The 25,624-nt window shown below is 63.1% G+C and carries 21 protein-coding genes and 4 pseudogenes; 13 read left to right on the top strand and 12 right to left on the bottom strand.

What is annotated here, in order from left to right:
* The 5 genes and pseudogenes from C0Z18_RS06720 to C0Z18_RS06700 form a co-directional block, all read left to right on the top strand.
* On the top strand, window positions 1-2,961 hold the full coding sequence (locus tag C0Z18_RS06720) for a PAS domain-containing sensor histidine kinase (protein ID WP_102644624.1): 2,961 nt from the start codon (window positions 1-3) through the stop codon (window positions 2,959-2,961).
* Window positions 2,958-3,404, top strand: a complete 447-nt coding sequence (locus C0Z18_RS06715; RefSeq protein ID WP_102644623.1) for a response regulator — start codon at window positions 2,958-2,960, stop codon at window positions 3,402-3,404. The genes C0Z18_RS06720 and C0Z18_RS06715 overlap by 4 nt, the downstream gene beginning before the upstream one ends.
* Window positions 3,405-3,455: 51 nt before the next feature.
* Window positions 3,456-4,960: pseudogene (locus C0Z18_RS06710) on the top strand (PAS domain-containing protein).
* A 262-nt stretch (window positions 4,961-5,222) separates the two neighbouring features.
* Window positions 5,223-5,318, top strand: a pseudogene (locus C0Z18_RS33435) (hypothetical protein); the annotation flags it as partial.
* A gap of 62 nt (window positions 5,319-5,380) precedes the next feature.
* Window positions 5,381-6,277: pseudogene (locus tag C0Z18_RS06700) on the top strand (tyrosine-type recombinase/integrase); the annotation flags it as partial.
* Between the two features lie 312 nt (window positions 6,278-6,589).
* Here C0Z18_RS06700 and C0Z18_RS06690 read toward each other — a convergent pair.
* Together C0Z18_RS06690 and C0Z18_RS06685 are read right to left on the bottom strand one after the other, a co-directional pair.
* Complete coding sequence (locus C0Z18_RS06690; protein ID WP_102644805.1) at window positions 6,590-7,246, bottom strand: NrsF family protein; 657 nt, start codon at window positions 7,244-7,246, stop codon at window positions 6,590-6,592.
* Window positions 7,246-7,899, bottom strand: a complete 654-nt coding sequence (locus C0Z18_RS06685; RefSeq protein ID WP_102644620.1) for a sigma-70 family RNA polymerase sigma factor — start codon at window positions 7,897-7,899, stop codon at window positions 7,246-7,248. Before C0Z18_RS06685 ends, C0Z18_RS06690 begins: the two co-directional genes overlap by 1 nt.
* A gap of 129 nt (window positions 7,900-8,028) precedes the next feature.
* Between C0Z18_RS06685 and bufA1 the strand changes: the two genes are divergently transcribed.
* From bufA1 to C0Z18_RS06665, 4 genes are read left to right on the top strand one after another with little or no spacing between them, the layout of a single operon-like run.
* On the top strand, window positions 8,029-8,349 hold the full coding sequence (gene bufA1, locus C0Z18_RS06680; RefSeq protein ID WP_102644619.1) for a BufA1 family periplasmic bufferin-type metallophore: 321 nt from the start codon (window positions 8,029-8,031) through the stop codon (window positions 8,347-8,349).
* Between the two features lie 13 nt (window positions 8,350-8,362).
* Window positions 8,363-9,253, top strand: a complete 891-nt coding sequence (bufB, locus tag C0Z18_RS06675; protein WP_102644618.1) for an MNIO family bufferin maturase — start codon at window positions 8,363-8,365, stop codon at window positions 9,251-9,253.
* Complete coding sequence (locus tag C0Z18_RS06670) at window positions 9,225-10,043, top strand: HvfC/BufC N-terminal domain-containing protein (RefSeq protein ID WP_102644617.1); 819 nt, start codon at window positions 9,225-9,227, stop codon at window positions 10,041-10,043. Before bufB ends, C0Z18_RS06670 begins: the two co-directional genes overlap by 29 nt.
* A complete protein-coding gene (locus C0Z18_RS06665) occupies window positions 10,031-10,516 on the top strand; it encodes a DoxX family protein (protein ID WP_102644616.1) in 486 nt (161 codons plus the stop codon). Before C0Z18_RS06670 ends, C0Z18_RS06665 begins: the two co-directional genes overlap by 13 nt.
* A gap of 82 nt (window positions 10,517-10,598) precedes the next feature.
* Here C0Z18_RS06665 and C0Z18_RS33430 read toward each other — a convergent pair whose 3' ends face one another.
* Genes C0Z18_RS33430 through merT form a run of 3 tightly spaced genes read right to left on the bottom strand, consistent with a single transcriptional unit; the run spans window position 10,599 to window position 11,468 of the window.
* Entirely contained in the window at window positions 10,599-10,808 is a 210-nt protein-coding gene (locus tag C0Z18_RS33430; protein WP_102644615.1) for a GDCCVxC domain-containing (seleno)protein, read from the bottom strand.
* Window positions 10,809-10,818: 10 nt separating this feature from the next.
* Window positions 10,819-11,097 (bottom strand): mercury resistance system periplasmic binding protein MerP, encoded by a 279-nt coding sequence (merP, locus tag C0Z18_RS06655; RefSeq protein ID WP_102644614.1) that lies wholly within the window; start codon window positions 11,095-11,097, stop codon window positions 10,819-10,821.
* Window positions 11,098-11,117: 20 nt separating this feature from the next.
* The gene (merT, locus tag C0Z18_RS06650) at window positions 11,118-11,468 is read right to left on the bottom strand and encodes a mercuric ion transporter MerT (RefSeq protein ID WP_102644613.1); all 351 of its coding nucleotides are present in this window, start codon (window positions 11,466-11,468) and stop codon (window positions 11,118-11,120) included.
* Window positions 11,469-11,541: 73 nt separating this feature from the next.
* On the opposite strand from merT, the gene merR reads away from it, so the two are divergent.
* Window positions 11,542-11,955: an Hg(II)-responsive transcriptional regulator gene (gene merR, locus C0Z18_RS06645; RefSeq protein WP_102644612.1), complete on the top strand. Its 414-nt coding sequence runs from the start codon at window positions 11,542-11,544 to the stop codon at window positions 11,953-11,955.
* 169 nt (window positions 11,956-12,124) lie between these two features.
* Here the strand turns inward: merR and C0Z18_RS06640 are convergent, their stop codons facing one another.
* From C0Z18_RS06640 to C0Z18_RS06615, 6 genes are all read right to left on the bottom strand, one after another.
* Entirely contained in the window at window positions 12,125-13,156 is a 1,032-nt protein-coding gene (locus C0Z18_RS06640) for a DNA-binding protein (protein WP_102644611.1), read from the bottom strand.
* Window positions 13,157-13,803: 647 nt separating this feature from the next.
* Window positions 13,804-14,151 carry a copper-binding protein gene (locus tag C0Z18_RS06635; protein ID WP_102644610.1) on the bottom strand — a complete coding sequence of 116 codons (348 nt, stop codon included), beginning with the start codon at window positions 14,149-14,151 and terminating at the stop codon, window positions 13,804-13,806.
* The gene (locus C0Z18_RS06630; RefSeq protein ID WP_102644609.1) at window positions 14,148-17,354 is read right to left on the bottom strand and encodes an efflux RND transporter permease subunit; all 3,207 of its coding nucleotides are present in this window, start codon (window positions 17,352-17,354) and stop codon (window positions 14,148-14,150) included. Before C0Z18_RS06630 ends, C0Z18_RS06635 begins: the two co-directional genes overlap by 4 nt.
* Window positions 17,351-18,880, bottom strand: a complete 1,530-nt coding sequence (locus C0Z18_RS06625; RefSeq protein ID WP_102644608.1) for an efflux RND transporter periplasmic adaptor subunit — start codon at window positions 18,878-18,880, stop codon at window positions 17,351-17,353. Before C0Z18_RS06625 ends, C0Z18_RS06630 begins: the two co-directional genes overlap by 4 nt.
* 10 nt (window positions 18,881-18,890) lie before the next feature.
* Window positions 18,891-20,186, bottom strand: a complete 1,296-nt coding sequence (locus C0Z18_RS06620; RefSeq protein ID WP_102644607.1) for a TolC family protein — start codon at window positions 20,184-20,186, stop codon at window positions 18,891-18,893.
* A 98-nt stretch (window positions 20,187-20,284) separates the two neighbouring features.
* The gene (locus C0Z18_RS06615) at window positions 20,285-20,647 is read right to left on the bottom strand and encodes a hypothetical protein (RefSeq protein ID WP_102644606.1); all 363 of its coding nucleotides are present in this window, start codon (window positions 20,645-20,647) and stop codon (window positions 20,285-20,287) included.
* Between the two features lie 81 nt (window positions 20,648-20,728).
* On the opposite strand from C0Z18_RS06615, the gene C0Z18_RS06610 reads away from it, so the two are divergent.
* From C0Z18_RS06610 to C0Z18_RS32640, 3 genes are all read left to right on the top strand, one after another.
* Complete coding sequence (locus C0Z18_RS06610; RefSeq protein ID WP_102644605.1) at window positions 20,729-20,959, top strand: hypothetical protein; 231 nt, start codon at window positions 20,729-20,731, stop codon at window positions 20,957-20,959.
* A 396-nt stretch (window positions 20,960-21,355) separates the two neighbouring features.
* A complete protein-coding gene (locus C0Z18_RS06605; protein ID WP_102644604.1) occupies window positions 21,356-21,766 on the top strand; it encodes a hypothetical protein in 411 nt (136 codons plus the stop codon).
* A gap of 153 nt (window positions 21,767-21,919) precedes the next feature.
* On the top strand, window positions 21,920-23,062 hold the full coding sequence (locus C0Z18_RS32640) for a hypothetical protein (protein WP_146013956.1): 1,143 nt from the start codon (window positions 21,920-21,922) through the stop codon (window positions 23,060-23,062).
* Between the two features lie 236 nt (window positions 23,063-23,298).
* Here C0Z18_RS32640 and C0Z18_RS06595 read toward each other — a convergent pair.
* Window positions 23,299-24,544 (bottom strand): annotated as a pseudogene (locus C0Z18_RS06595) (ISNCY family transposase).
* Window positions 24,545-25,624: the final 1,080 nt, after the last annotated feature.

The raw sequence follows: 25,624 nt of genomic DNA, 5'->3' as shown, positions 1-25,624 counted from the left end.
ATGGACAAGAAGTCAGTGCAGCAGAGCACGCCTGAGGGCCCGCAGCGAGCTATCGAGGTGAACGTTCCTGCGTTCCTCGAAGCCGCGCCCGACGCGATGGTCATCGTCGATCAGGACGGCCGGATTCTGCTCATCAACGGGCAGGCCGAGAAGCTGTTCGGCTACCACCGAACCGAACTGGTGGGGCAGTCGGTGGAGGTTCTCGTTCCGTCCCGTTTCCGGGACGAACACCCGGCACGTCGCGCCGGCTACTTTGCCGCACCGCGTCCGCGCCCCATGGGTGCCGGCGTGGACCTACACGGCGTTCGCAAGGACGGGACCGAGTTCCCTGCGGAAATCAGCCTCGCCTCGGTCGAGACTGATCAAGGCGTTCTCGTCACAGCGGCCATTCGCGACGTCACCGAGCGGAGGAAGGTCGAAGCGAAGTTCCGCGGCTTCTTGGAGGCCGCGCCAGACGCTATGGTGATCGTCAACCGCGATGGCGGCATTGTGCTGGTCAACTCGCAAACCGAGAAGCTGTTTGGCTATCCGCGAGCCGAGCTCATCGGCCGGCAAGTGGAGGCACTTGTTCCCGTGCGCTTTCGCGGTGCGCATCCGGTGCACCGCCGCGGCTACTTCGCGCAGCCGCGGGTTCGCTCCATGGGTTCGGGCCTGGAGCTCTATGGCCTGCGCAAGGACGGCACGGAGTTCCCGATCGAGATCAGCCTGAGCCCGCTCGAAACGGAGGAGGGACTGCTCGTCGCCAGCGCGATTCGCGACATCACCGAGCGCAAGCAGGCGGAGGACAAGTTCCGAGGGCTCCTCGAGTCGGCCCCCGACGCGGTTGTGATCGTCAACAGGTACGGCAACATCGTGCTCGTTAACGCCCAGACCGAGAAGCTGTTCGGCTACCCTCGGCGGGCGCTGCTCGGACAGCAGGTCGAGAAGCTGATCCCCGAGCGCTTCCGCTCCAACCATCCCCGGTATCGCGCGGACTTCTTTGGCGCGCCGAAGGTTCGGTCGATGGGCTCGGGGCTTGAGCTTTTTGGCTTGCGTGAGGACGGCACCGAGTTTCCGATCGAAATCAGCTTGAGCCCTCTTGACACCGAAGAGGGCACGCTCGTTTCGGCCTCCATCCGTGACGGCGGTGAGCGGAGAAAGGCCGAGGAGAAGTTTCGAAACCTCCTCGAGTCGGCGCCTGACGCGATGGTCATCGTCGATGAGGAGGGGCGGATCGGGCTGGTCAACGCCCAGACCGAAAAGCTCTTCGGCTACGCTCGCAGCGAGATGGTAGGCCAATGGGTCGAGATGCTCATGCCAGAGCGGTTTCGCAAGAAGCACGGGGCGCACCGGACAGGCTTCTTCTCGGACCCGAGAGCGCGCGCGATGGGCTCCGGCCTCGAGCTGTTCGGCGTCCGCAAAGACGGCCGGGAGTTTCCGATCGAGATCAGCCTGAGCCCCATCGCGACCGACGAGGGCGTCATCGTCTCGAGTGCAATCCGCGACATCACTGAGCGCAAGAAGGCGGAGCAAAAGTTCCGTGGCCTCCTCGAGTCGGCGCCTGACGCGATGGTCATCGTCGATAAGGAGGGGCGGATTATGCTCGTCAACGCCCAGACCGAAAGGCTCTTCGACTACAACCGCAGCGAACTCATCGGACAGCGGGTGGAGGTGCTAGTCCCCGAGCGGTTTCGCGAAATCCATCCCGGCCACCGAGCACACTATTTCGCCGACCCCAAGGCCCGCTACATGGGCTCGCACTTGGACCTATGGGGGCGCCGCCGAGACGGCAGCGAGTTCCCCGCGGAGGTCAGCCTGAGCCCTCTGGAGAGTGAGGGCGAAACCCTCGTATCCAGCACCATTCGAGACGTCTCGGAACGCAAGAAGGCCGAAGAGCTTCGGACGCAACTGGCCGCCATCGTCGATTCCTCCGATGACGCGATCATAGGCAAGAGCCTTGACAGCACGATCCGCAGCTGGAACTCCGGGGCCCAACGCATCTTCGGCTACGCTCCGGACGAGGTGATCGGCAAGCCGGTATCACTGCTCCTGCCACCCGGCCGTCAGGGAGAAGAACCGGCCATCATCGAGCGCCTCAAGAACGGCGAGCGCGTCGAACCTTTCGAGACAGTGCGCCGCTGCAAGGATGGGCGAGACATCGATGTTTCCGTGACGATCTCTCCGATTCATGACTCACGTGGGAACGTCGTCGGCGCTTCGAAGGTGGCGAGAGATATTTCCGATCGCAAGCGCGCGGAAGAGGCCGTTGCTCAAGCCAAGGAGGCCACCGATGCTGCCAACCGCGAGCTCGAGGCGTTCAGCTACTCGGTGGCGCACGATCTGCGCGCCCCCCTGCGCGGCATCGACGGCTTCAGCCAGGCGCTCCTGGAGGACTACTCCGCGAATATCGACGAGCAGGGGCAACGTTACCTGCGACGCGTGCGCGAATCGGCACAGCACATGGCGCAGCTCATCGAAAGCCTGCTTACACTGGCCCGTATTTCGCGCAGTGACTTGCAGCGCGAACGGGTCGAACTGAGCGGCCTCGCCCATGCCGCCGCCGAACGGCTGAAGGCTTCGCAACCTGACCGTGGCGTCGAGTTCCTCATTGAAGATGGATTGATAGCCACGGGTGATGGCCGGCTCCTTGGCGTCGTGATCGACAACTTGTTCGACAACGCGTGGAAGTTCACGCGCAAACAATCCCATGCCCGCATCCAGCTCGCATCGACGCGACAAGACGGGCAGTCGGTTTTCTGTGTCCGTGACAACGGGGCGGGTTTCGACATGGCCTACGTGTCCAAACTTTTCGGGGTTTTCCAGAGACTGCACCCGTCAGACGAGTACGAGGGGACGGGTATCGGCCTGGCCACGGTCCAAAGGATCGTCCGGCGCCACGGCGGACACATTTGGGCCGAAGGCGAAGTGGCACGCGGGGCTGCCTTCTACTTCACATTGAACGAAAGGGGGCCAGGAAAATGAACGATCAGCACGTGATCCTGTTGGTCGAGGACAATTCGATCGACGAAGAGTTGACCATGCGGGCTCTTAGGATGAGCCACATTGCGAACAAAGTGGTTGTGGCGCGCGACGGAGCGGCCGCACTGGACTACCTGTTCGCGCGCGGCGACTATGTCGGCCGCGATGCCAGGGAGCTTCCGCAGGTCGTTCTCCTGGACCTGAAGCTTCCCAAGATCGACGGGCTCGATGTCTTGCGCGCCATTCGAGCGGATGAACGGACCAGCCACGTTCCGGTAGTCATCCTGACATCCTCGAAGGAGGACCCGGACGTGCTGGGCGGCTATGAATTCGGTGCCAACAGCTACATCGTCAAGCCGGTCGACTTCACGCAGTTCGCCGATGCGGTGCGGCAGCTGGGCATATATTGGCTGGTGCTCAATCAGCGGCCACCCACGATCGCGTGATGGCATCGTTGAGGCATCAGTATGACGAGCGACTCCCGTCAAATCATGAAAATGAACCACGACGTGACAACGGCTTCGAGCCGGGAACTTCGGATACTCCTCCTCGAGGACGCGCCTGAACAGGCGGAACTGATTCGTCACGCGCTGACAAGAGCGAGCATTGCTTTTGTCGCGACCCGCGCAGGGAACAAGAGCGAATTCATGAGTAACCTGCGGGAGTTTCGTCCGACATCGTGCTCTCCGACTACAACCTGCCCGACCTCAACGGTCTGGAGGCGCTCGCTATTGTCCGGCAGTACGACCGCACCGTGCCGGTGGTGATGGTGACCGGCGCGCTGGGCGACGACGAGGCGGTGGAGTTGATCAAGGCGGGCGCGCGCGACTACGTGCTGAAGGACCGGCTTGCGCGCCTCGGCCCGGCGGTTCGGCGGGCACTCGCCGAAGAAGAGGAACTGCGTCATCGCGAGGCTGCCGAGCAGGCGCTGGCGGCCAGTGAGGAGCGATTCCAGCTTGCCGTGAGCGGCGCGACCGCCGGGTTGTGGGACTGGAATCCGCAGACCGATGAGATCTATTTTTCGCCCCATTTCAAGCGAATCATGGGCTATGAAGACCGCGAGTTGCCCAACGAGCGGCGCGCCCATTTGGATGCGATTCACCCGGACAATATCGGCCGGGTTACGGAAAGCCTGAACGCACATCTGGCGCATCGAAGCGCCTACAACGTCGAATACCGAGTGCGCACGAAGTCGGGCGATTTCCGCTGGATCGAGTCTCGCGGGCAGGCGCTGTGGAACGAATCCGGCGAGCCATACCGGATGGTGGGCTGGATTACGGATATCACCGATCGCAAGCGCGACGAGGAAGCGCTGCGTATCTCGCGCGAAGAGCTGCGGCGGCTGTCCGCGCATATCCAGCACATACGCGAGGAAGAAAAAGCTCGCATCGCACGCGAACTGCACGACGACCTGGGCCAGCAACTGACCGCGTTGAAAATGACCGTGACGCTGATCGAGCTCAACCTAAACGGCGCGGTACCGCCGCTATCGGGGGGCGAGGTGCGCGGCATGTATCCGATGATCGATCAGTTGATCGACTCGGTCCGCCGCATCGCAGCGGACCTGCGTCCCGTAATGCTGGACGATCTCGGCCTGATTCCCGCGATCGAATGGCTTATTAAGGAATTTTCAGCGCGCTATCACATTCCTGTGATCCGCCATATCGATGAGAACGAGATCGCCTTCAATCGCGAATGCAGGATAGAGGTGTTTCGAATGGTGCAAGAAGCGCTGACGAACGTTGCACGCCACTCGGGCGCGACCGAAGTGACGCTCGACATCCTTCGCGACGATCCATATTGCATTGTGCGGATTGTCGACAATGGCCGCGGTGCCACGTGCAACGCAACCCCAGGGCGGCATTCGTTCGGTCTGCTGGGGATGCGCGAGCGTGCGGCGCTGCTGGGCGGCGAAATCCAGATCCATACGTCGCCCGCAGCGGGCTTTGCGCTGACCGCCATCTTGCCGCTCGCGGCAGTCGAGGCCGGTGGGCTGGGATGAGGTGAGTGCTAGTGACCGAGAGAGGCGGCATGGACGTGCATAGTTATTTCGCGAGTGGCAGCTTCCCGTCTCCTCCAGTGATCCGACTCGCACGCCAGTGACTCTTGACGTAAATTTTTTTCATTGAGGCCCCGACGGGCAGGAGGAATGTCACGGAACTGCTCGTGGAACGCGTAGATGTCTGGGCATCTACCATCGAGGACAAGCCGGGTGGGCTGGCGCTCGTATTTGCTCATATGAGAACCAGCGCTGTCGCGCCACGGTGCTCAACCTGGCGGCGGCCACGATCACGCTGTGGAACGCGGTTTATCTGGAACGGGCGGTCGCTACCTTGCGACAGCAACAGAACGTCGACAACAGCTTTCTGACGCCCCTTGCGCCGCTGGAGCGGAACCACATCAACATGACCGGCTATTACGTCTGGCACGCCGGACTTTCCTGCGGCGGCCAACGCCGCGCGAGCGCTGGGTTGGCCCATCGCGGCCGCGGCATAACCTCGAATGGCGACCGTTCACCGGTCCGCTGTCTGCTCGCTCGGCTGCGTACGCCCTGAACGTATTGTCGGCGCTGTTTCGATGGCTCGTCGAGCAGCGCTACGTGCTCGCGAATCCGTTTGCCGGTGTCAAGATTAAGAGCCACGTGCAGCGTGCGAGACTGGACGTGTCTCGCGGCTTTACCGAGGGTGAGTGGCTGCTGATCCGCACGCTTGCCGATGGCCTCGAATTGTCATACGGCTGGAGTGCGCCGGCCGCCCAACGCCTGCGATTTATGCTGGATTTCGGCTACGCGACCGGCCTGCGCGCGAGCGAACTGGTCTGTGCGACGCTCGGCGATATCCGCCGCGACGAGCACGGCGATCACTGGCTGCACGTGCTCGGCAAGGGCGGCAAGCTCGGTAAGGTGGTGTTGCCGTCGCTCGCTCGAACCGCGCTGGATCAATTTCTCGTGCAGCGCGGACTGCCCGTCACGCCGGCGCGCTGGAACCCGGAAACGCCACTCGTTGCGAGTCTCGATGAAGATGGCGCGGGCATCGAAAGCACTCGACTCTGGCGCGTGCTGCGCCGGTTCTTCGTGCTGTCGGCTGACGCGATCCAGGACGAACGGCCGGCAACCCCTGAGAAGCTGCGGCGCGCGAGCCCGCACTGGATGCGGCACACGCACGCGTCGCACGCGCTCGCGCGTGGCGCCGAGCTGATCATGGTGCGCGACAACCTGCGCCACGCGTCGATCTCGACGACGTCGACCTATCTGCATAGCGACGAGGTGCAGCGAGCTCGGCAGTTCGATCAGGCTTTTAGCACACGGAATTTCAAGTAGTAGGTCGCCGGTTAATGACATTTGGAACATAAGCGCGAGAGATTTCATAACTCCAAGGCTTATGAAAGCAAATTGCGCTTTACCTTGTTCATACCCGCTGTCGCGTCTGCGACCGGCGTGCTGATCGCGCCACTTTGGCATCGCGCGGGCGACGCCGTGACACATGTGATCATCCTGGCGTACCGCAAACTTCTGGCACGTCCGATCGCGTCCGGCTGGTTGCGACGCTGAATCGCCGCGGAGTGCGGCATCCGATATTCCATTCCTGACCGGTCCGGCCGCAGGATATTAGATGCTGCCGAACGCGATGGATCAGGAACGCGGCTCGATCCAATGGAACAGTCTTGGGCCGTACCATGCGCTCCCGATCAACAGGATGGCGGACAAACCGACATTCCACGCGAGGATCATCACTGTGGCGTCGAGTGGATGAAACAGAGACAGCGCGACCGCCGTCATCGCCGACACGGCGATGCTCCCTTCCATCGCCACCGGCACGGGCGCGAGACGCGCAACATGGCGCAGCATGAGCAGCAACGTCAACGAAAGTGGAATGCCAGTGAGCACGAGCGTCGCGAAGCAGCGGGCGGTTTCGCCCGGCGACAGGCCCTCAGGCCCCATCTCGACCCAGTTCGTCAGGCAGCCGTAACCGATCGTGGACATCCAGACGAGCAAGGCCGGCAGCGGCAGCAGCAACCAGCGTAGCGAGCGGCCGGGCACGCTGGCGACGAACGCACCGAAGACGGCCAGGACACCCGTGATCGAGGCAGCTACGAGGGCCGTCACGAATACACGCTCATGCAGCTTGAGCAACAAATCCGGCCGCAGGCCGTGAGCAATCCCGATGCACACGAGCAGCAGCGTCGCAAACATCAGCCACCCGGTCGCCCGCCAAAGCGGCCGGCGCAGCGGTCGCACGGGCGCGCTGTCGACCACCAGCGATTCGATCAGTTCGGAGGTCGAGCGCATCATCGGCCGTTCTCCCGCTTTTCCAGCAACGTACGCAACGCCTTGAGCCCGCGATGAACGGCGATCTTCAACGCGCCCACGGTCATGCCGCTCGCCACGGCGGCTTCCTTCAATGACATCTCCTCGAGTTTCAGCATCTGGATCGCGTCGCGCTGTCCGGGCGGCAACTGAGCAATCGCGTCGCGCAGCACCCGCGCATCTGCTGCTGCTTCCATAAGATTCGCTCCGAGTCCCGGCAAGGTTTCATGATCTGGATCGAGCGACAATTCGTGCGATGCCGCACGTCCCTGCCGGCGCAACGCGTCGACGATCCGGCGGCTCGCGATCGCCACCAACCAGGGCCCGAACGGGCGCTCGGGTGCGTACGTATGACGGACCTGATGCACGGTCGTGAGCGTGTCCTGAACCACGTCTTCAACGGCGTCGGGGTGCACGCCGTGGCGCGTAGCGAGTCGTCTCAGGTACGGTGCAATGCTCTCGAGCAAGCGTCGGTAGGCGTCTTGATCCCCGATCTGCGCGCACGCCATCAGCATTGACCAGTCGGGCGAACCGTCCTCCCGAATCGCCGCATGCTTGCCGACGCCGCGCTCCGGTCCGGAAACCGGCCGGACCAGACGGATGCGGTGTCGCTGATGGCCTTTCTCGTCAGTCATATCCGATCGATCCCGCCGCGAGGTCGTGTGCAGAAAAAATTCCAGCGCATTGCGTAACCTTTAGTCGAAACGGAGCGAATTTTCTGACAAGGTCGCGCACCGGCGATCCCCACCGCAGGAGAAGACACCATGAACAAATCCGTTTCGGCCATTTCCTCCCTGTCCGCCGCCGTCGGGCTCGCGCTTGCCATGCAAGCCGTCCCGGGACAAGCACAGGGCATGAAGGAAATGAGCAATATGCCGCAGGTCGTCAAGGACAACATGGCGAGGATGGCACAAAATCATCTCGAAAAATGCTACGGCGTGAACGCCGTGGCCAAGAACGACTGCGCCGAGGGAGCACATTCGTGCGCCGGCCAAGCGACGCAGGCCCGTGACACGAAGTCCTTCGTGCTGCTGCCGGCCGGCGACTGCGGCAAGATCGCGGGCGGCAAGCTCAAGGCCAGTTGAAGGCTCTCTCGCCATGAACGTGTCCGCGCCATCGCACTGCGCGACGCCGCGCGAGGTTCCGGCCCGGGCGGGCGTCGGGCTGCGCTTTCGGCACCATCAGGCGGTGCTCGACCAACGCCCGCTTGTCGCATGGTTCGAGGTGCACACGGAGAACTACATGGGAGGCGGAGCGGCGTCGCAATGTCTGGACGCCATTCGTCGCGACTACCCGCTCGCGCTGCATGGCGTGGGTCTGTCCCTCGGCAGCGCGGACGGGCTGGACGCCATGCATCTGGCCCGCGTGCGGACCGCGGTGCAGCGTTTCGAGCCCGCTCTGGTTTCCGAGCATTTGTCGTGGAGTGCGATTGGCGGCACCTATCTGGCTGATCTGCTGCCGTTGCCGTTGACCGAAGAGGCGCTGGACGTGGTATGCCGGCACGTCGACCAGGTCCAGACCGCGCTCGGCCGGTGGATCCTGGTGGAGAACCCGTCCACCTACCTGCGCTACGTCCATTCGACGATTCCCGAATGGGAGTTTCTGGCCGAAATCGCGCGACGCACGGGCTGCGGTCTACTTTGTGATGTCAACAACGTCTACGTCAGCGCATGCAATCACGGCTGGGATCCGCAGACCTATCTTGCCGCGCTACCGCCGGGCGCGATCGGCGAGATTCATCTGGCCGGCCACAGTGTCCGACAGTTGGAGAACGGCCGAACGCTGCGCATCGACGATCACGGTTCGCGCGTCGCTTTCGAAGTTTGGTCTCTGTACCGCGACGCGCTGCGCCGTTTCGGAGCAGTGCCGACGCTGATCGAATGGGATACCGACGTCCCGCCGCTGGAAACCTTGATGCACGATGCGGCGATCGCCGAATCGATGTTGGAGGCGACTCGACATGAACCCGCGCTCGCCAACGCTCGCTGAGCTGCAACTAGCCGTTCGACGGGGCCTGGGCGGCGCCGCAGATGACGCGGCGGCCTGGATCGAACCCGACGGGTTGGCACCGGGTGCGCGCCTGTCGATCTATCGCAACACGGCGACGAGCGTCCTCGTCAACGCGCTCCGTCTCGCGTTTCCGGCGGTGCAGCGTCTGGTCGGCGCGGAATGCTTCGAGGGTGCGGCCCGGCGCTTCGTCGATGTGTCATCGCCGCGAAGCGCCTGGCTGGAGGAATACGGCGCGGCGTTTCCCACGTTTCTCGCACAGCTTTCGGACCTCGCATCGATCCCTTACCTGGCCGACGTCGCGCACCTCGAATGGCAGGTGAATGTCGTGCTGCATGCGCCGGCCTTTCCGGCACTTGACCTTACAGGTCTCGCCTCGCTCGATGACGGCGCGCTCGGCGCACTGCGTCTGCGACCCCATCCGGCGGCACGTTTGGTGCGGTGTGACTTTCCGGCCGACACAATCTGGCGTGCGGTGCTCGAGCAGGACACGCCAGGGATGCAGGTAATCCGGCTGGACGACGGACCGGTGCATCTGCTCGTGCAGCGCGTAACCGAAGGGGTTGACATGATCCGCCTGGGCAACGGCGAGTACCGCATCGCGACCGCGCTGTTCGCCGGCGAACCGGTTCGCGACGCGCTGTTTCACGCGACGCACGCGGATGGCTACGCACTCGTGGCCATGCTGCTCGCGCGCGGATGCTTTGCCGACGCAGTGCCGGCATCAGATGACCGGCCGTATCACGGAGGATCATCGTCATGCGTCACCTGACTCGAACGGACTTCCACGCGTCATCCGTGCTCACCCGCCTGTTGCGCGTCGTGCAGTGGCTCGAGCAGGTGCCGTATTGGCTACTCGCGATTCCGCTCAGGCTCGCGGTCGCGACGATCTTCTGGAATTCGGCGATGGCCAAGCTGGCGGACTGGAACGTTGCGCTCGAGCTGTTTCGCGACGAATACAGGTTGCCCGTGGTGCCCCCCGAGATTGCGGCCTACCTGGCCGTGTCGATCGAGTTGAGCATGCCCGTCTTGCTCGTGCTTGGATTGGGCACGCGGCTGGCGGCATTCGTGCTGCTCGGGATGACGTCCATGATCGAGATTTTCGTCTATCCGCTGGCATGGCCGACGCATATCCAGTGGGCCGCGATGCTGCTCGTGCTGCTGTGCCGTGGCGCGGGCGTACTGTCGGTGGATCATTGGCTAGGCCGTCGCTGTCCGTGCTCATCACCGCAGGACGAACGGTGATCCGGCAGCAAATCGCAAATGCCTGGTGGCACAACCCGCGTATCGGAACGTGCAGTGGTCCTCCGGCCGGCAAGTCAACGCATTACGGCGGACAGCACCGCTGCTGTTGAATCGACGGGCAAGGCACCGATCCAAATGAACAAAACACACAACAGTCCCCCTGCTTCGGACGCAACAGTGCATGACAACCCGGGCATGCGTAAAAGAACTGACAGGTGTCCGTCGGCATCACCTCGCGCTGAGTGAATCCGCAATGCGGGCAGGTCAGCACCGATTCGAATATGGTGGTCATCACGGTTCTCTCATTGCCTGACGCTTGATGGATAGCCCGCATCCGCCGTTGCCTTCGTCAGCGCCGAAACACTGGTGCGCGCGTCGTCAAACGTAACTCGCGCCTCGCGCTTCTCGAACACCACGTCTACCTTGCCGACGCCGGCAACCCGGGTTAGCGCGGTCTTGACGGTTATCGGGCACGCCGCGCACGTCATGCCCGGCACGGACAGCGTGACCGTTTTCGTCGCGGCCCAGGTCATCGTATTGACGAACATGCCCACCACGGCGACGAGCACGATTTTTTGCATCACAGGCTCCGGTCAATCTTTCAATAGAACAGTGGCAGCACGTACGGGAAGGCCACGGCAACGACCACTAGTGCGAACACGATCCAGAAGAGCACCTTGTACGTCAGCCTCACGCGCAATACGGCGCATGCCTCGCCCCGCTGGCAGACTCGCGGTGCGCGAAAGATCCGGCGCCCGGCGAAAAACAGTGCGAGCAGCGCCGCCCCGATGAACAGCGGACGATACGGCTCCAGCGCCGTCAGGTTGCCGATCCACGCCCCCGAAAAACCCAGTGCCACCAGCACCAGCGGACCCAGGCAGCAGGTCGACGCGAGGATGGCCGCCACCCCGCCGGCTGCCAGCGGGCCGCGGCCATTCGGGGACTCAGGCATGCGATTGCTCCTTTCCGGTTTGACTTCTGATGGTGTAACGTTACTTCCGTACTTATGTACGGAGTAAAGTGGTATGGAAAACACAACCGTCAATTTGACGATCGGCGCGCTCGCGACGGCGGCCGATGTCGGCGTGGAGACGATCCGCTTCTACCAGCGCAAGGGGTTGCTGTCGGAGCCACACAAACCATATGGCGGAATCCGGCGCTACGGCGCGGCTGACGTCGCGCGGGTCCGGTTCGTGAAATCCGCGCAGCGGCTCGGCTTCAGCCTCGACGAAGTGGGCGAATTGCTCCGGCTCGAGGACGGCACCCATTGCATGGAAGCAAGCCGCCTCGCCGAGCACAAGCTCGACGACATCCGGGCGAAACTCGCCGATCTCGCGCGGATGGAGTCGGTTCTGGCGCAATTGGTCTGCGCCTGTCATGCCCGGGACGGGCACGTGTCGTGCCCGATGATCGCGTCGCTGCAGGAAAGCAGCAGATGATCCAATTTTGAGCGTCGCCCCAGCAGCAATTTTTCAAAAAATAAAACGATACTCACGCATTTCACCTTTACCTATGAGCAGTTGACGGGGTAATCGTACTTTTTGTGCAAAATCTGGCGGTTTCGTTTGAAATCACGCGCCAGATCAATCACTTACGGATCGCGCGATTTCAAGACGGCGTGTCCTTTTCGTGCGAAATCTGGCGGTTTGTCGCCGGTGCGCCCTCAATCCCCAGGCGCGTCCGGTACTCGCTGAGCAGTAGCTGTTGGGCGTCGAGTTGCGCCGCAAAGTGCGTACGCTCGGCTGTCAACGACGCGTGCGCCTCGCGCGTGCGTGCGAACTCCTCGGCCTGGCTGTCGAGCGTCGTACGTAGCGCCTCGCGCTCGGCCTCGCCGCGTGCGACGTCGACCTGAGCCTGGGCGAGCGCCGTCTGTTGCCGCTCACCGAGCGCCTGCTGCTCGCGCAGTTGCCTGACTGTGGCGCCCGCTTCGGCGATGAGCCGCGCGTTGTCCTTGTTCAGCTGCGTGATCTCGTTCTGCTTGACGATCGCCATCTGGTTCGCCTGCCGAAGCTCGGCCTGCAGCTGCTGGACCTGCTGCTCGTGTCGTCGGGCCTCCTGTTCACGTTGCTCGCGGGCAGCCGTACGGAAGTGATCGAGGGCGTTGCGCGCGTGCACAAGCTTTTCCTCGAGCGACTGGCGGAAGGTCTCCTGCTCGGCGTGTCGAGCCATCTGGTCGCGCACCTGCTGCGTGAGACGCTCGACGTCCAGGTCGCGCTGATGCAGCGCCAGGCGTGTCTCGGCGTGCGCGTCCTGCTCGCAGGAAAGGGCGGTGGCCGCCGCCATGAGTTGCGCCTGCAGCGTGGCGAGCTCAGCTGTGAGCTTTGCTATCTCGGTCTGTGCATGCTGGCGCTGCGTCGCTAAGGCGGCGGCTTGGTGGTCGACGAGCGCCTGCGCTTCCTCGTGCAGGCGGGCCGCAAGCCGTGCGACCAGGTCCTGGATGGCGTCGGAGAGCGATGCTGCGCGCGTGAGCGACGTGCCTTCCTCTTCCTCCAGTTCCTTCAGATAGCGGTGGATCGTTGTTTTCGAACCCGTGTTGCCGAGCGCGATACGTATCGCATCGATCGACGGGTACTGCCCTTGGGCGACGAGTGCGTCGCGGGCGCGTTGGACGGCTGAGCGGGTGAGGCCAGCGCGGACCATGGTAGCTCCTACAATTTCGTACCGTAATACGTACTATGTATATACGTATCGACAGATCCCGTCAAGCTGGTGTCAAAGCGCGGCTTTTTAGGATTGGATAATCGCCCATTATCGAATGTGAATGGCCCGCAAACCGGGTCCCCCACTCGCGGCGGTACATTCCGCGCCCGGATGGGTTCGCGCTGTCGACAGGGGACGGGTTGCTGACGATCGGGGGAAATGCCCCGACGAGTACTGTATCCGCCGTGATCGCCAGCTGTCGGCGTACGCCCCCTACATGGAGCAAATAGGCGGTGCCCGATGCGGGGTGATGAGTGGTTGTCGACGTGTCCGTGGCGACGATTCGCAACACAATGGAACGCCGGCTGTTACGCAGGATCGCCCATCCCTGACTTTTCAGACGGGGGGCCGGCAGCTCGCACCTGCCGATCGTCAGTCCGAATCCATACATGTGCCCGCCGCCGCCCATCTGCGGCAAGGCGTGCGAGCGTGGATGCCGGCGGCAGCCCGGCGCGCTTTTACAGCATCTATACGCAGGCCGAAGTGCAACCGTAGCCGGACGAGCCTCGTCCGGCGGTCCTTTCGCCTGGTACGCCGCGAGATGCGTTTCACCAGCGGCGTGCCTGGCGACACGGCGACGAAGCCCGTTACCGCTTCTCGAGCGCCACGATGGTCAACGCGCCGTTCACGTTCTCGACGCGTACCTTGACCTTCTCACCTGCCCTGGCCGCCTCGAGCATGCCTGCGTCCTTGGCCTTGTAGGCCATCGTCATCGGCGCCATGCCGATGTTGGCGAGCTCGCCGTGATTGATCGTGATCATCCCCGAGGCGGTGTCCACCTTCTTGACCACGGCATCCGTGAGCGCCGAGGTGCTGGCCTGCGCTCCCATCGTGCCCGTCTGCATCTTCATGGCGCCACTTTCGCCGGCCAATGCCACGCCGGTCAAGGAAACGGCCATACAGCACGCAACGGACAGGGTCATCAACTGCTTCATCGAGTTTCTCCAGGGTGGGTTTGCGGCACGGTCGTGCCAACAGCTACAGCGAAACCTTCGGCATCGCGCCGGGCACGCGCGGCGCGGCGGCGTTGCAGCAGCAGCCACGCGGCGGGGATCACGAACATCGACAGGATCGGTGCGGTTACCATGCCACCCACCATCGGGGCGGCAATCCGCTGCATGACCTCGGAGCCCGCGCCGTGGCCGATCATGATCGGCACGAGCCCGGCCAGCACGACCGCGACCGTCATCGCCTTGGGCCGCACCCGCAGCACGGCCCCTTCGCGAATCGCGGCAACCAGCGTCGCTTCGGTGAACGGCTCGCCTTCGTCGAGGCGGCGGTTCAGCGCCCCCTTCAGGTACAGGAGCATCACCACGCCGAACTCGGCCGCCACGCCCGCGAGCGCGATGAACCCGACCGACGTCGCGACGGACACCGCGTGGCCCAATATCCAGATGAACCAGAAGCCGCCCACGAGCGCGAACGGCACGGTCGACATCAGCAGCGCCGCATCTGCGGCTGAGTTGAACGTCAGGAACAGCAGCACGAAAATCACGACGAGCGTAACCGGGATCACGGTGCGCAGCTTGGCCGCCGCGCGCTCCAGATACTCGAACTGGCCGGACCAAGCGATCGAGTAGCCAGGCGGCAGCGTCACCTGCTGCGCGACGGCACGCTGCATGGCTTTGACGGCAGTCTCGAGGTCCGTGTTGCGGATGTCGACGTAGACATAGCCCGTGAGGCGCGCATTCTCGCTGCGGATCATCGGCGGGCCGTCGTCGATCGTCAGTTTCGCCACGTCGCCGAGCATGATCTGCGCCCCGCGATCCGTCACGATCGGCAGTTGCCTCAGCGTGTCGAGCGAGTCGCGAAACGCGCGCGGGTAACGGATATTGATCGGGAATCGCTCGCGTCCCGCGATGACCTCGCCGATGTTTTCGCCGCCGATCGCGGACGAAACCACGTCCTGGATGTCGGCAACCGACAGGCCGTAGCGGGCCGCAGCGAGCCGGTCGATGTCGACGTCGATGTAGTGCCCGCCATTCAGGCGCTCGGCGAGCGCCGAGGTGACGCCCGGAACGTGCCGGACCGCGGCTTCCACCTGCGTGGCAACGCGGTCGATCTGCTGAAGATCGGGACCGGAGATCTTGATGCCCACCGGCGTCTTGATCCCGGTCGAGAGCATGTCGAGCCGATTGCGAATCGGTGGCACCCAGACGTTCGACAGGCCCGGCACCTTGACGCGTGCATCGAGTTCGTTGATCAGCTTGCGCATTGTCATCCCTGGACGCCACTGGCTGCGCGGCTTGAACTGAATCGTCGTCTCGAACATCTCGAGCGGCGCGGGGTCGGTGGCCGTATCGGCGCGTCCCGACTTGCCGAACACCGTCGCCACTTCCGGCACCGTCTTGATGAGCCGATCCGTCTGCTGCAGCAATTCGGCGGCCTTTTCCGCGGAGATGCCCGGCAGTGCGGTCGGCATGTACAGCAAGTCGCCCTCGTCGAGCGGCGGCATGAATTCGCCGCCGAGACGCGATACGGGGATCATGGTCAACACCAGCGCGACGGCGGCCAGGCCGATTGCGAACCAGGGACGCTTGAGCGTCGCCTCGAGCAGCGGTCGGTACAGCCGGATCAGCACGCGATTGATCGGGTTGGCGTTCTCGTGCGGAATGCGGCCGCGAATCAGATAACCCATCAGCACCGGCACGAGCGTGACGGACAGACCAGCGGCGGCGGCGATCGTGTACGTCTTGGTGAACGCGAGCGGCGAGAACAGCTTGCCTTCCTGGCCTTCCAGCGAAAATACCGGAATGAAGGACAGCGTGATGATGAGCAGCGAGAAGAACAGCGCCGGACCGACTTCCGCCGCGGAGGTCGCGATCAGCTCCCAGCGCAGCGCGGCGGTCATCGGCACATCCGGGTTGTCGTGCTCGTACGCTTCCAGGTGCTTGTGTGCGTTCTCGATCATCACGATCGCCGCGTCGATCATCGCGCCGATCGCGATCGCGATGCCGCCGAGCGACATCAGGTTCGCATTGACGCCTTGATAGCGCATGACGATGAACGCGGTCAGAACGCCCAGCGGCAGCGACAAGATCGCCACGAATGCGCTGCGCAGATGAAACAGGAAGACCGCGCAGACGATCGCAACGACGATGAACTCCTCGACCAGCTTGTCCTTCAGGTTGTCGACGGCGCGCTTGATGAGCTGGGAGCGGTCGTAGGTCGGTACGATTTCGACGCCGGCCGGCAGCGAGCGTTTGAGGTCTGCGAGTTTTGCCTTGACTGCCTCGATTGTCTTGAGCGCGTTCTTGCCGGATCGCATCACGATGACGCCACCGGTCACTTCGCCTTCGCCGTTCAGTTCGGCAATGCCTCGCCGCATTTCCGGGCCGATCCGGACGGTGGCCACGTCGCCGAGCAGCACCGGGGTGCCCGCATCGTTCGCGCGCAACACGATGTGGCGGAAGTCGTCGAGTGAGCGCAAATAGGCGGTCGATCGCACCATGTATTCCGACTCGGCAAGCTCGACGACCGAGCCGCCGGACGCCCGGTTCGCCTGACGGATCGCGTCGGCGACCTGGGCCTGCGTAATGCCATAGGCGCGCAGCTTGTCCGGGTCGAGCACGACCTGGTATTGACGCACCATCCCGCCGATGCTCGCGACCTCCGACACATCCGGCACCGACTTGAGCTCGAACTTCAGGAACCAGTCGTTGAGCGCGCGAAGCTGGCCTAAGTCGTGGTGCCCGGTGCGATCGACGAGCGCGTATTCGTAGATCCAGCCGACACCCGTGGCATCAGGCCCGAGCGACACGGTCGCCCCACGTGGCAAGCGGCTTTGGACCTGGTTCAGGTATTCGAGCACGCGCGAGCGCGCCCAGTACTGGTCGGTCTTGTCGTCGAACAGCACGTAGACGAACGCATCGCCGAACGACGAGTACGCCCGGATCGTCTTCGCGCCCGGCACGCCTAGCAGCGTCGTGGTCAACGGATAGGTGACCTGGTCCTCGACGACCTGCGGCGCCTTGCCCGGATAGGAAGCCTTGATGATGACCTGTGTGTCCGAGAGATCGGGTAACGCGTCGAGCGGCGTCTCGGTGACCGAATACACGCCCCATGCCGCGACGAGCACCGTCGCAAGCAGAACCAGGAACCGATTGTGAATGGACCAGCGAATGATGCGCGCGATCATTGTGCGCCTCCCACCGGCTCGACCTGGGTCAACTGATAACCGTCGCCCGTCTGCTTGAAAACGAAGTGCACCGTCTGCCCGACCTTGACGTCGGGGAAGGCATCGGCCGCCGGCTTGTTGAAGGTCATCGTCATCGCGCCCCAGCCGAGCGCCGGCACCGCCCGGTGCGAGAACGTGATGCCCGCGACCGTGACTTGCTCGACCTTCCCGGTGGTCTCGTAGGTTCGGGAAGCGCCGGCCGTCGAGGCAGACGCCGGCGTCGACGCGCTGCCGTCGGGTGCGGCACTGCCTTCCAGGCTCGGCAAGACCGATTTGAGGCTCGCTTCGGAATCGATCAGGAACTGGCCCGAGGCGACAACCTGTTGCCCCTCGTGGAGACCATCGGTGATCTCCGTGTCGTCGCCGGTATCGTTGCCGACCGTGACGATCGCGGGCTGTAGCCTGCCGTCGGCGTTTCGGACGATGACGACCGAGCGCTTGCCCGTCGTGATGATCGCCTCGGACGGTACGACGAGACGCGAGACAGGCTTCGCCGCGCTCACATGGGCGCGCATGAGCATGCCAGGCGTGAGCCTCGTGCCTGGGTTGTCGATCTCGAGACGCGCTTGCAGCGTGCGCGTGCCGGTGCTGATGCCCGGCAGGATCTCGCGGATGTGTCCGCCGAAATGCTGCGCAGGGTCGTCGGCCACCGTCGCATCGACCGTCATGCCGGGACGCACCTGCAACGCGAGCGTTTCGGGGATGTCGATGATCAGCCAGAGGCTCGACAACCCCTCGACCTTGGCCAGCGTCTGGCCCGGCACCACCATCGCACCTTCCCGGACATTCAGCTCGGTCAGCACGCCGTTGGCCGGCGAGACCAGCACCACATGGGTCTGCGCCTTGCCCGTCCTGTCGAGCGCGGCGACGACGCCGTCGGGAATCGACAGGGCCCGCATCCGGGCCCGTGATGCGGCGAGCAGGTTCTCGTCGGCGTGACTTGCTTCCAGGGCGAGGTATTCTTCCTGCGGCGCAAGCCAGTCCGGCACGAAGATCGATGCGATGGGCTCGCCCTGGGCGACCCGCTGCATCGGCGCACGGGTGTAGAGACGATCGATGTAGCCGGTCGTGCGCGCCTGAATCACTGCGGCCATCGATTCGTCGAACTGCGTCGTGCCGACCGCGTCGAACCCTGCGCTCACGTCCCGCCGGCGCACCCTGGCATAGCGGATGCCGAGGTTCTGCTGAAGTCCGGCGTCGATCCGAATGCCGCTCGATCCGCCTTCGTCCGCATAAACGGGCACGAGCTGCATGTCCATGAAGGGCGACTTGCCCGGCTTGTCGAAGTGCTGGTTCGGGACCATCGGATCGTGCCAGTACAAGACCTTGCGGCCCGTCTTCGGGTCGATCTTGTCGCCGGATGCTGCAACCGCCGCGGCCGGATCATTGGGTGTCGCACGGCGGCTTCCCGCCACATAGCCCGCAGCGACGAGTGCGGCCGCGGCAACGAGCGCGAACGTCGTTCGCGTAAACACTTTCCTGTTCATCGATGCTCCTTCATTCCGCGGCGGCCATCGCCGGCGGGACCACCTGATAGTCGAGCCGGGCCCAGTCGAGCGACACATCGCGTCGCAGGTCAAGGATCTGCAATTGCGCGTCGAGCTGAGCGCGCCTTGCGGCGAAGGTATCGGCCAGCGAGCCGGTGCCGCCCCGATACGCCGCGTCCGCGAGCCGCACGCGGCGGTCGGCGGCTGGCAACAAGGTTTGTTTGAACTGGGCGAGGCGTTCGCGCCCGGTTTCGAGCCTCACCGCGAGATTCTGGATGTCGGCCTCGACCTGGCGCTGCGTTTCGTCCAGCGTCAGGCGGGCCTGCGTCGCCAGCTCGGCCTGCTCGGCCACGTCCCGATCCTCGCGGTCTTTGCGGTCGAGCGGCAGCGGAATGGTGACGCCGATCGAGACCATGTTCGAGTACGCGCCTCCCCGTTGCTGATAGGACACGTCCCAGGTCCAGTTGGGGCTCCTGTCGCTGCTCGCCACCGCCGTCGCCGCATCGGCCACGGCGACATCGGCCGCGGCCGCGATGAGTGCGGGCTGCACCTTGCGAAGCCGGTCCGGCGGCAGCTCGGCGACGCCGGATCGTGCCTCGGGCGGCTCGCCGACGACGTCGCCGACGGGCACCGCGGTCCAGCGCGAGAGCGTAATGAGAGCCGAACGGTACGTCTGCTGCGCCTTGAGCAAATCGTCCTGGGTTTGCGCAAGCATGACCTGGGCTTGCGCGACATCGGCCGCCGTCGCTTTGGCCCCGCGGTAGGACGCCTCCGTGGCGGCCAGCTCGTGTGCCATGTGGTCCGCAAGGTCTTCCTGCAGCGTAAGCGCCTTCTTGGCATAGACCGCGCTCAGCCAGGCCGCGGCGGCTCGCTCGCGGACGCTGGCCAATTGCGCCAGGTAGTCGGAGCGCTCCCGGTCCACTTTACGGTCGGCAAGCGAGGACCGTAGCCGGCGTTTCTTCGGCGAGACCCATTCCTGCTCGATGCCGATGCGCCGCTGCGTCATGAAGTCCTGGCCGATCGTGAAACGCTGCGGGCCATCGATGGGCAGGTTATCGACACCTGCGGTTAGCATCGGATTGGGCAACTGGCCCGCCTTCACGGCGGCCTCCGAGCCCGCCCGTACCCCGGCCTGGGCCGCCTGCATGGCGCTCGAGCGGTCGGTCGCGGACTGGAGCGCCGCATCGAGCGTCATGGCGGCATCCTGAGCGTAGGCGGTGACACTGCCCAGTGCGAGCACGAGGAAAAGAGCACGCGCGCGTGCCCGTACATGCCGGGAACCCGGCGCGTTCGTTCTTAAAAACATTGATCAACCCCGAATGGTCGAATCCCAATGGGAATCACGTCCCGCACGACTAAAGTGCGGGACAACATGACCGCGCATGCGGCCGCTACTGGACGGGGTTAGAGTGCGCGCGGAGGTCGCCACGGACCGTCCGGCTCGCGAACGGAAAGCGACTCCACGTAGTGGAAGACAACAGGGGAATGCGTGCCGGCGGGCCGAAGCACAACCGGGGAAGAAACCGGGTGATAAAGGCTCCCCACCTGGCATTGCGCCGAGACCTTGCAAGGAGAACTCTTCATCTTGCCATCGGAAACACGCTTTGTGGTATCGCAGCCGGGCATGCCACCTTGCATCATGCTGCCCATGCCATCGGTCATGGCCATCTGCATCGGACATTGCCCGGCCGAGCCGCTGGCTGCCAGCCCGGTGAGGGGCAGCACCGCGCACAGCAGCAGCACGAGCAGGGTCCGCAGAATTTTCATCGGCGCAGTATAACCGAGCCGTTTGTCTGCGGTTCACGTGTTGCACGTTCGCGCTGCGCGGTCACAGCCATTCCGGACGACATGCCGCCCCATGTTCGCAAGGTGCTCAAGAGCATCGCGACGCTCCATCCCGCCACGGGGAAGCGCGCCAAGCCATTGCAGCTTGCGCAAATCGAACGGCTCACTGCTTGGCTCGACAGACAGATTGCGCGCGTACAGCAAACTGGCGACGCGCGGATGCAATTCAGCCACTTGCGTAACCCGACGCTGGTGCTGCTCGGTTTTGGCGCGGCTTTCGCCCCGACGAGTTGAGCCGCCTGTGCGTCGAGCATGTCACCATCGAGCCTGGTCGCGGCATGACGCTCGTTCTCCCTCGCACGAAGGGGATCGTGCACTGCCCGGTACGACCCACAAGGCGCCAGCGCTCTTTTACGCGCGCTAGTTGGCAGCGCCTCAAGTGCCGACAGGTGTAGCATGCCGTCGGCGCCAATGGTCACGCGTTCAGTCTCACGGGCTTCCTCGAGTGCGGCCAGACCTGCCGTCAGGTGCTCTGTGAGGCGTTGGAGAAATGGCTCAGCCGTGCGCGGTAGGCCGAGCGAGGACAGATACCAGTCGCGCTCGCGCGTCCACTGTTCCGGCGGGACCAGCAATTGATCACGCGCGCGAAACGACAGGCTGATTAACGATCTCCTGCGAGGCGGCGTTGAGGTGGCAACACCGGCTCGCGGTCGAGGCGTCGATCTGATCGCATACCTCGACATCGATGAGCAGATCGGACGGTTCGCGGCTCTGCCGATTCAGATCAAAACAGCCACGCAGCGCTCGTTTTCAATCGATCGAAAATACGCGAAATCTCCGGATCTCCAGTTGGCGTTCGTCTGGGGTATCGGACAACCGGAGACAGCGACCATCTATGCGCTGACCTATCCTGAATCGGTAGGGGTCGGCAAGTCGATGGGATGGCTCGATACTGAGTCTTGGATCCAAGGCGGCCGATACACAACCACTGCACCCCGCGAGAGGCTTCTCAGTCTGCTCTCACGATACGAGGTTGAGCCGGGGACATGGAAGAGTCGAATAGCCTCGGCACTTCGCGGCGCGCAGTCACTCGACGGATAGCGTCGACAGCCGAGAGGGGGATTCCAGCGCCGTGAGAGCGACGATTCTCTCTTTCCTATCAATCACTTAACGCCATTTTAGCGAAAAATCCACGAATCCCGGCCGACCCTCAAGTTCGACCCGCTCGCAGGGGATGGCGCGTACTCGGATTGGATGCAGCGCCACTTCGAGGGCGCTAGCGCTAGCGCTACCGCCGGCAACGGATGTCTAGCGGTCAGCCGGGTTCGATACGATGGCCCCACTGGCAACATCAAGGATTCGCTGCTCGCGAATCAATTCAATCGGATTTTTGTACCCCAATTCGCCGGGATACTCGATTCTGCTGCTTTTCTGCAGGCACCCATCATCATTCTCAACTGGCACATCCGCTTTACCAATGGAACGCCGAACGGGTGGACCGGTAGAGGCATAAACGGCGCGCTGGTTAGGAGGTTGACCGAGATGTGCCGGATGGCCGGCAAAAAGCTTGCGATTGTTTACACGATCCATGAGGCCAGTGATCTGACGAGCCACCTACTCGTGCCGTCCGGCGTTGTTTCATTGAATCCAGATGTCGGGCATGCGATGGACCTGCAATTCCCCCGTGTTCGCCGATATGTCTCGCGGGTCCCCGGCTTGATGAGTTCGATCCACACAACGAAGATCGATCTGCTGCTCAAGCTCGTCGGGCAGTACCTCGAACCGGTCGACCGATACAGTGCGGCGAGCAATCTCTTTTGGGCTCGCTCGCAGCAATTGCTCAGGCTGAGCAATGCACCTGTCGTCGCTAGCGTAGGTATCAAGGGAATCGTCATATTTGGCATGATCATGCCGAGACACGGGCTGAGCCAAGCAGCGGTCGAGCGATTGGCAACGAAGATGAATGAAGCTGGGCTCGACGCATCGTTGAAGATCGTCATCGCCGGCAGGGAATCCGATGATCAGCTAGTGGGCAGCATGAAAGCGCTCCCGGCCACGAATCCGAGGGTCCTCTATGCTGGCCCTATCGACGGGCTCGATCATTATGCCGGCTGCCGGTATGCCATCTCGTTCGATCGGCTAGGCTATCGCCTCAATGCATCCGCGATGGTCAATGTTGTTCGAGAAGGGCATCTGCTGTTTTCCAGGCGCGGTGAGGAAACCGACAATCAACTCATCGATCGCGCGGTGAGGTGCATCCAGCTATGCGAAGCCAATCCGCGCTTTTACTTGGAGATGCTCGCGCAAAGTCAACCGCGCATACGCGCGGCTGCGCCGGAACACGTCGGCGATGCGCTCAATCGATTCTTCAAAAGCGTTGCGATCAACTTGGAATAGCCGATTGCCGGCGCGGGGAGCCAGGGTGAAACCCCGCCAGAATGCGCTCAAACAGCACGGCACTACGACATCTGAACTTTGCCCAGATACGACATTAGAACTTTGCTCTAACAAATTTTGTCAAAGCCGGATTCAAATGTCGTAGCGCCAGCTATTTAGAAATGTCGTATCTGTCGTCGGTTTACCGTTCGTGCAGCGTAGAAGAACGAGGGTTGAACGGGCAGGGCGCCGATGCATCAGGTGACCACTTGGGCAGACCGACGAGCCGGTTTTGAAGGTGGAGGCGGGGACGACAACTGCGCGATGACGTCGTTCAAATCGGCCTGCGTGAACTCGCGCTGCTTCTTGGTGCCCGGCACGCGTTCTTTGTTTCGCACAGGCTGGCCGTGATTCGTGCGCGAGGGCGAGCCGCAGGCCCGTCGATCGTCGCGCTGCGCTTGCAGTGCCTGCGCCACCTGCAGCACATGCGCCAGACGCTTGTGCTCGACGATCGCGCCTTGATCGACATGCGCCAGCCGGTCATAGGGCACATAGGGCAGGGACACACCGTCGGCCCGCAGTTCGATGCGACCGTCCGGATACTCCCATACCTCGAGATAGCGGCCGACCAGTTTGCGATTCGCGAGGCTGTCCTCCAGCAGATAGATCACGCGGTCGTACTGCACCGTGAGCGACTTGGTGACCTTGCGCAACTCGCGCCACGTGAACACGCTATCCAGATCCTCGTCGGCGCGCAGCTGCCGGTGCGCGTCGAACGCGCTCTTGGGCGGCTTGGCAAAGCGCGCGTTATAGGCCGCGATAAAGGAGGGCGCATAGGCGTTGGCCGCCTCCACCGTGTCGATCCCGCGCAGCCGCAACTCCTTCACCAGCCGATCCTGCAAAGTCAGGTGCGCGCGCTCCACGCGCCCCTTGGCCGAACTGCTGTTGGCGCAAAACGTGTCGATATTGAGCTCGTACATCGCCCGGCCAAAGTGCGTCACGCCCGCTTCGCCCTTGGTCGTCGGGCGAAATACACTGGCCTTGTCGCTATAGAACGCCTGGGGCTTGCCGTAGCGCTCCAGGTACGCACGCGTCGCCTCGAAATAGCTGAAGGTCGACTCGGTGGCCGTGAAGTGCAGCATCATCAGCCGGCTCGTCGCGTCGTCCACATAGACCAGCAGCGTGCATTGCGGTGCCCGATCCTCGAACCACGCATGCTCGCTTCCGTCGATCTGGATCAGTTGCCCCAGACACGCTCGGCGCGCCCGCGGCTGATAGATCTTGGGCGGGCGCTGCCGGCGCGGAATCCATAGGCCGGCGTCGATCATCAGCTTCCTGACCGTCTCCTTGGCCAGATGGATGCCATGGCATTCCCACAGCTTCTCGCAGGCCCAGCCGTTCAGCCGCACGCCCGGGCTTCAGTCCCGTTTCCACCACAGCCTGAACCATCTTCAGACGATCGAGTTCTCGCATGTTCAATGTCACCAGTGCAGTGGCGTGCATGGTCGGCTCCGTTGTCCTGCGGGGAGCCGACAAGCATACCCAGGTTAAAACCCGACATTTCTATCTAGCTAGAACACGACATTTGCATATAGCTCTAACACCCCAAAAGTTCGATAATTGAGATTATGTCAAGTCAATGATGTCCACGCGGTTGTACTTCATCACCTCGCATTGGTTTGCAGAAATCTGTTCCCCCTTTTTGCACAAATTTGTTCCTAGCCCCTAGGCTGAAATCGTTGGGCCGTACGGCGACTTCGGGTGAACGTACCGCCGCGCTTGCGTCTTCTCCACGATCTTCTTGCTACAGCTGCTCTCGAGCCTATACAGACTCATGCGGCCACGCCATGCGTTACGCGCACCAACCGCGTCCGCACGCGATCCATAGCCGGGTTGGCTGTCGAGCACCTCGAGCGGTTTGGGGCCACCAAGCGGCGTTACCACGCTGCATCCATTCCGCCGCTAGTTCCGCTGATGCGAACACCTCCCTGGCATGTTCAAGCACGAACAGCACGCGTGCGATCCGATCCGATTCACTGGCTGTTAGGCGTTCAGCGCGTTTGATCCTTCGCAAGATCGTGCTGCACAGCAAGTTGATATGGACGAGTAACGTCGGGACACTCAGATGCAGAAGATTCGTCGCGACGCGCTCGACGATGCTTGCATCCATGCCTTCGCGGATGATCCGCCGCTGCTCGAGCGGGCCATCCTGGCGAATCCCTCCAAATCGCACGGCTGAGGGCCAGCCCGGCTCGGCCCGGCGAACTCCTTGCCTCTCCGCGCGCGATTGCCTGCGATCATGGCCAGCCCTCCTCTTCCCAAATGATGTTTTCCTATCGAAATGGGGTGTCCGGCCGACACACTAGCCAACCATCGTTCTTTACGGGTAACGGCACGATATTCAGTAAACAACAGGGCAGGTAAACCAAACCAAGAAGCGCAACGCCCGAGGATACTGAATCGCCCCGGGATTCGTGGAGGCTGGTTGGTTTAAGTTGATGCCGGCACGACGACTGAGTTGCAACGTTGCCGGTAGTAGTTTGCCTCAGCTTCCGCGGGCGGGATATAGCCGAGCGGTTCCAT

The sequence above is a fragment of the Trinickia dabaoshanensis genome, from assembly GCF_002879885.1.
Lineage (GTDB): Bacteria > Pseudomonadota > Gammaproteobacteria > Burkholderiales > Burkholderiaceae > Trinickia > Trinickia dabaoshanensis.
This window is presented reverse-complemented; position numbering and strand designations above follow the sequence as displayed.

Excerpts from the sequence above, each read along its gene's own strand:
- C0Z18_RS06720 (WP_102644624.1), top strand. The coding sequence starts at position 1 with ATGGACAAGAAGTCAGTGCAGCAGAGCACGCCTGAGGGCCCGCAGCGA.
- C0Z18_RS06715 (WP_102644623.1), top strand. The coding sequence starts at position 2,958 with ATGAACGATCAGCACGTGATCCTGTTGGTCGAGGACAATTCGATCGAC.
- C0Z18_RS06690 (WP_102644805.1), bottom strand. The coding sequence starts at position 7,246 with ATGCGCTCGACCTCCGAACTGATCGAATCGCTGGTGGTCGACAGCGCG.
- C0Z18_RS06685 (WP_102644620.1), bottom strand. The coding sequence starts at position 7,899 with ATGACTGACGAGAAAGGCCATCAGCGACACCGCATCCGTCTGGTCCGG.
- bufA1 (WP_102644619.1), top strand. The coding sequence starts at position 8,029 with ATGAACAAATCCGTTTCGGCCATTTCCTCCCTGTCCGCCGCCGTCGGG.
- bufB (WP_102644618.1), top strand. The coding sequence starts at position 8,363 with ATGAACGTGTCCGCGCCATCGCACTGCGCGACGCCGCGCGAGGTTCCG.
- C0Z18_RS06670 (WP_102644617.1), top strand. The coding sequence starts at position 9,225 with ATGAACCCGCGCTCGCCAACGCTCGCTGAGCTGCAACTAGCCGTTCGA.
- C0Z18_RS06665 (WP_102644616.1), top strand. The coding sequence starts at position 10,031 with ATGCGTCACCTGACTCGAACGGACTTCCACGCGTCATCCGTGCTCACC.
- C0Z18_RS33430 (WP_102644615.1), bottom strand. The coding sequence starts at position 10,808 with ATGACCACCATATTCGAATCGGTGCTGACCTGCCCGCATTGCGGATTC.
- merP (WP_102644614.1), bottom strand. The coding sequence starts at position 11,097 with ATGCAAAAAATCGTGCTCGTCGCCGTGGTGGGCATGTTCGTCAATACG.
- merT (WP_102644613.1), bottom strand. The coding sequence starts at position 11,468 with ATGCCTGAGTCCCCGAATGGCCGCGGCCCGCTGGCAGCCGGCGGGGTG.
- merR (WP_102644612.1), top strand. The coding sequence starts at position 11,542 with ATGGAAAACACAACCGTCAATTTGACGATCGGCGCGCTCGCGACGGCG.
- C0Z18_RS06640 (WP_102644611.1), bottom strand. The coding sequence starts at position 13,156 with ATGGTCCGCGCTGGCCTCACCCGCTCAGCCGTCCAACGCGCCCGCGAC.
- C0Z18_RS06635 (WP_102644610.1), bottom strand. The coding sequence starts at position 14,151 with ATGAAGCAGTTGATGACCCTGTCCGTTGCGTGCTGTATGGCCGTTTCC.
- C0Z18_RS06630 (WP_102644609.1), bottom strand. The coding sequence starts at position 17,354 with ATGATCGCGCGCATCATTCGCTGGTCCATTCACAATCGGTTCCTGGTT.
- C0Z18_RS06625 (WP_102644608.1), bottom strand. The coding sequence starts at position 18,880 with ATGAACAGGAAAGTGTTTACGCGAACGACGTTCGCGCTCGTTGCCGCG.
- C0Z18_RS06620 (WP_102644607.1), bottom strand. The coding sequence starts at position 20,186 with ATGTTTTTAAGAACGAACGCGCCGGGTTCCCGGCATGTACGGGCACGC.
- C0Z18_RS06615 (WP_102644606.1), bottom strand. The coding sequence starts at position 20,647 with ATGAAAATTCTGCGGACCCTGCTCGTGCTGCTGCTGTGCGCGGTGCTG.
- C0Z18_RS06610 (WP_102644605.1), top strand. The coding sequence starts at position 20,729 with ATGCCGCCCCATGTTCGCAAGGTGCTCAAGAGCATCGCGACGCTCCAT.
- C0Z18_RS32640 (WP_146013956.1), top strand. The coding sequence starts at position 21,920 with ATGCAGCGCCACTTCGAGGGCGCTAGCGCTAGCGCTACCGCCGGCAAC.